3 protein-coding genes and 1 pseudogene are annotated in these 4,426 nt (G+C 73.6%); 1 reads left to right on the top strand and 3 read right to left on the bottom strand.

The annotated features are described in order from the left end of the window. The coding region (locus G3I40_RS41890; protein ID WP_164560038.1) for an MFS transporter at window positions 1–1,269 on the bottom strand (1,269 nt) is incomplete at its 3' end. Between the two features lie 125 nt (window positions 1,270–1,394). Continuing rightward, window positions 1,395–2,006 (bottom strand): helix-turn-helix domain-containing protein, encoded by a 612-nt coding sequence (locus tag G3I40_RS41885; RefSeq protein ID WP_164560037.1) that lies wholly within the window; start codon window positions 2,004–2,006, stop codon window positions 1,395–1,397. Window positions 2,007–2,060: 54 nt separating this feature from the next. On the opposite strand from G3I40_RS41885, the gene dusB reads away from it, so the two are divergent. After that, window positions 2,061–3,200, top strand: coding sequence for a tRNA dihydrouridine synthase DusB (dusB, locus tag G3I40_RS41880; protein WP_203645787.1), 1,140 nt, complete (start codon window positions 2,061–2,063; stop codon window positions 3,198–3,200). 43 nt (window positions 3,201–3,243) lie between these two features. Here the strand turns inward: dusB and G3I40_RS41875 are convergent. Further along, a pseudogene (locus G3I40_RS41875) lies at window positions 3,244–4,426 on the bottom strand (aminotransferase); the annotation flags it as partial.

Here is a 4,426-nt window from a genome sequence, read left to right as displayed (position 1 = left end):
GGCCGGGGCCCCGCGCTCGCCGGGCGTGGCCGGCAGGTCCCGCCCGCGCCGCATCGGCGAGGTGAGCAGGATCAGCCCGCAGACCGGGACCAGGGCGACCGTGCTCCACATCGCCGGGCGCAGTCCGATGCCCTCGGCCAGCGCGCCGCCGAGCAGGGCGCCGAGCGGGATCGTGCCGTAGTTGACGAAGGCGGAGGCGGTGCGCACCCGGCCGTAGAGGGCGGCCGGGATGTAGTTCTGCTCGAAGGTGGCCGTGATCGTGTTCTCGGCGACGACGGAGAAGACCACCGTGGCGTAGCCGAGGGTGAACAGGCCGATGCCGAGCGGGGAGTGCGCGGCGAACGGGATGAGCAGGGCGAGGCAGGGGGTGCCCAGGGTCAGGAGGTACACGGCCCGCGCCGTGCCGAGCCGGGTGCCGAGCCTGCGGGCGGCGAACGCGCCCGCGATGCCGCCGAGGCCGCCCGCGCCCAGCAGCAGGCCGATGGTGCCGGCCGGGAGGTGCGCCTCGCGGACCAGGAAGGTGACCTGGATCGACTGGAAGGCCGTCAGGGCCAGGTTCGTGGCGGCTCCGCACAGGGCGAAGGCGCGTATGTAGCCGTCGTGGAAGGTGAAGGCCAGGCCCTCGCGGATCTCCTTGACCAGGCTGGTGCCGGTGTCCGGGCGCTGCGGGCGTGCCTCGCGGTGGCGCAGGCCGAGCACGGCGAGGAGGGAGACGGCGAACGTGCCCGCCTGCGCGAGCATCGCGCCCGCGGGGCCGAGCAGGGTGACCAGGGCCCCGCCGCCGCTGTACCCGGCGAGCTGTCCGGCCTCCTCGCTGGCGTGCAGCGTGGAGTTGGCCTCGACCCGGTCCTCGCCGGTGACCAGGCGGGGCAGCAGGACCTCGTACGACGTCTTGAAGAAGACGGACGCGGTGCCGGTGAGCAGCGCGGTGACCAGCAACTGGGCGTAGGTGAGCACGTCGCACCAGGCCGCGAGCGGGATGGCGGCGATCAGCAGGAACGCGGCGGCGTCGCAGACCAGCATCAGCGGGCGGCGGGTCAGCCGGTCCACCCAGGCGCCGGCGACCAGCCCGATCAGCAGCCAGGGCAGCCAGGATGCGGCCGTGAGCACGGAGACCTGGAACGGGTTGGCGTCCAGCACGGAGAGGGCGGTCAGGGGCAGGGCGACCGAGGCGACGGAGGAACCCGTGCGGCCGGTCGTGGAGGCCGTCCAGAGGCGACGGAAATCGGCGTGACGCAGCAGGAGGGGGCGGCGCTTGGAGGCGGGCATGCGACGGAGCGTAGCTTGCAGAGAGTTCTCTGCATAGATTTATTTGCAGAGAACTCTCTGCAATATGGGCGGGGGTGTCCCCCGGCCCCATCGGCCCGGGGGAGGCGGGACTTTCACCACACGGCCTACGGGCGCTCGCGCCGTGGGAAGAGCTGGAGCTGTACCGAGACCGGCAGGGAACCCGGCGCGTGCGGGCCGTCCGCCGGGTAGTCCGTGGCGTACCGGTCGATCAGTTCCATCAGGTCCTCGCGCAGCCGGCTCAGCTCGGCGGGCCCCAGCCGCAGGTCCTTCCAGTCGCCGAGCAGGGAGGCGCCCTCCCACTCCTCCTCCCACTCCTCGGCGAGGTAGGCGGTCACCTGGTCCGCCATGTCCCGCACCATCTCGGCGAGGTACAGGTCGAGGGAGGCCTTGGCCGCCGGGTCCTTGCGCAACTGCGAGGACGGCAGCACCTGCGTCTTGTGGACGGCCTTCCACCAGCGCTCGCGCCTGGTGCCGAGACTCTCGTCCTCCTCGATGAACCCGTTCTCCGCGAGGTGGCGCAGGTGCCAGCTCAGCGTGCCCGTGCTCTCGCCGAAACGGGTGGCGAGGACCGCGGAGGTGGCCGGGCCCTCGCGGCGCAGCGAGTCCATGATCTTGATGCGGAGCGGGTGGGCGAGCGCGCGCAGGCTGCGGGTGTCCAGCGTGAGCGTGCCCTCCCGGCCCTGGCTCGGCAGCGCGGCTGGTGTGTCGGCGGTCATGGCCGCAGCGTAATCCGTACGGACCCCCGTTCGGCGTACGCGACAATGGGGGGCATGACCGCTACGACCCCGCCCCTCGCCGTCGGACCGCACACCGTCGCCCCGCCCGTGGTCCTCGCACCCATGGCGGGGATCACGAACGCGCCCTTCCGCACCCTGTGCCGGGAGTTCTCCGGCGGCAAGGGTCTCTTCGTGAGCGAGATGATCACGACGCGGGCGCTGGTCGAGCGCAACGAGAAGACCATGCAGCTCATCCACTTCGACGAGACCGAGAAGCCCCGCTCGATCCAGCTGTACGGCGTGGACCCGGCGACCGTCGGCAAGGCCGTCCGCATGATCGCGGAGGAGGACCTCGCCGACCACATCGACCTGAACTTCGGCTGCCCCGTCCCGAAGGTCACCCGCAAGGGCGGCGGCTCGGCGCTCCCGTACAAGCGCCCGCTGCTGCGCGCGATCCTGAAGGAAGCGGTGTCGGGCGCGGGTGACCTGCCGGTCACCATGAAGATGCGCAAGGGCATCGACGACGACCACATCACGTTCCTCGACGCGGGCCGGATCGCCGTCGAGGAGGGCGTCACGGCGATCGCGCTGCACGGCCGCACGGCGGCCCAGCACTACGGAGGCACCGCCGACTGGGACGCGATCGCGCGCCTGAAGGACCACGTGCCCGAGATCCCCGTCCTCGGCAACGGCGACATCTGGTCGGCGGACGACGCGCTGCGCATGGTGCGCGAGACCGGCTGCGACGGGGTCGTCGTGGGCCGTGGCTGCCTCGGCCGGCCGTGGCTCTTCGCCGACCTGGTCGCGGCGTTCGAGGGCCGCCCGGAGCGGGTCCAGCCCACGCTGCGGGTCGTCGCCGACGCGATGGTCCGCCATGCCACGCTGCTGGGCGAGTGGATCGGCGACGAGGCGCGCGGTGTCATCGACTTCCGTAAGCACGTCGCCTGGTACCTGAAGGGCTTCGCGGTCGGCGGCGAGCTGCGCAAGCGGCTCGCGACCACTTCGTCCCTGGCCGAACTGCGCTCCGGGCTCGACGAGTTGGACCTGGACCAGGACTGGCCGGCCGGCGCGGACGGCCCCCGGGGCCGCACCTCGGGCAACAACCGGGTGGTGCTGCCGGACGGCTGGCTCAAGGACCCGTACGACTGCGCGGGCCTGTCCGAGGACGCCGAACTGGACACGTCCGGGGGCTGACCCGGGCCCGCTCCTGGTCGGCCGGGGTGCGCGGCGGCCGGACTCAGCCGCCCACGGCGCTGAGCAGTGCCAGCGGCGCCGCCGCGGACCGGGACTCGCGGACGCACGCGTACGGGTAGGGCACCGGCTCCGGGTACGCCGACCTGGCGTACCCCGCGACGACCTCCGGCAGCCGCCCACCGCAGGCGACCGCCGCCGAGACGACCCCCTGCGCGACGGCCCGCGCCTCGTCGTGCAGGCCGTACCGCGCGAGCCCGAGCGCGATCAGCGCGTTGTCGTGCGGCCACACCGAACCCCGGTGGTACGACAGCGGGTGGTAGGCGGCCTGCCCGGAGGCGACCGTGCGCACCCCCCACCCGGAGAAGAAGTCCGGTTCCAGCAGGCGCCGCCCGACCGCCTCCCCGTACTCCTTGTCGAGCAGCCCGGACCACAGCAGGTGCCCGGCGTCGGAGGCGAGCGCGTCCACCTGCCGGCCGTCGCCGTCCAGGGCCAGCGCCACGAACCCCTGCTCCGGCATCCAGAAGTCCCGCACGAAACGGTCCCGCAGGTCCGCGGCCGCCTGCTCCAGGAGCTGCGCGTACACCTCGTCGTCCCACACCGCCCGCGCGAGCGCGGCCGTGCGCCGCAGTGCGTCGTACGCGTAGCCCTGGGCGCCCGCCGCCATCACCGGGCCGGTGGCCCGGCTGCCGTCCGCCGAACAGATCGCGCCGGGGGAGTCCTTCCAGTTCTGGTTCGCCAGGCCGCCCTGGTCGGCGCGGTAGACGAGGTAGCCGCGCGACGTCAGCCCGCCGTGGTCCAGCATCCAGCCCACCGCGGCCCGCGCGTGCGGTTCGAGGCGCCGGGCGAGCGCCGGGTCCCCGGTCTGCTCCGTGTACGCGCCGAGCAGCACGAGGAACAGGGGCGTCGCGTCGACCGAGCCGTAATAGCGCCCGTACGGCACCTGCCCGAAGTGCGCCAGCTCCCCGTGCCGCACCTCGTGCACGATCTTCCCGGGCTGCGCCACGGCGGCCTCGACCTGCTCGGTGGCCTGCGTCGCGGCGAGCACCGGCAGGGTGGCGGCGGCCAGCCGCGGCCGGTAGGGGAGCGCGAACAGCGAGGTCAGGAGGGCGTCCCGCCCCAGCAGCGTGAGGAACCACGGCACCCCGGCCGCCGGCACCAGATGCCGCTCCCCGTCGGGGCCCGCCGCCGGTACCCGCAGCACCGCCAGGTCGGCGAGGCCCCGGGCG

It is taken from the genome of Streptomyces sp. SID14478 (assembly GCF_010548525.1).
Lineage (GTDB): Bacteria > Actinomycetota > Actinomycetes > Streptomycetales > Streptomycetaceae > Streptomyces.
This window is presented reverse-complemented; position numbering and strand designations above follow the sequence as displayed.

Bases quoted from the DNA above. Each gene is read 5' to 3' on its own strand.
- G3I40_RS41885 (WP_164560037.1), bottom strand. From the start codon at position 2,006: ATGACCGCCGACACACCAGCCGCGCTGCCGAGCCAGGGCCGGGAGGGC.
- dusB (WP_203645787.1), top strand. From the start codon at position 2,061: ATGACCGCTACGACCCCGCCCCTCGCCGTCGGACCGCACACCGTCGCC.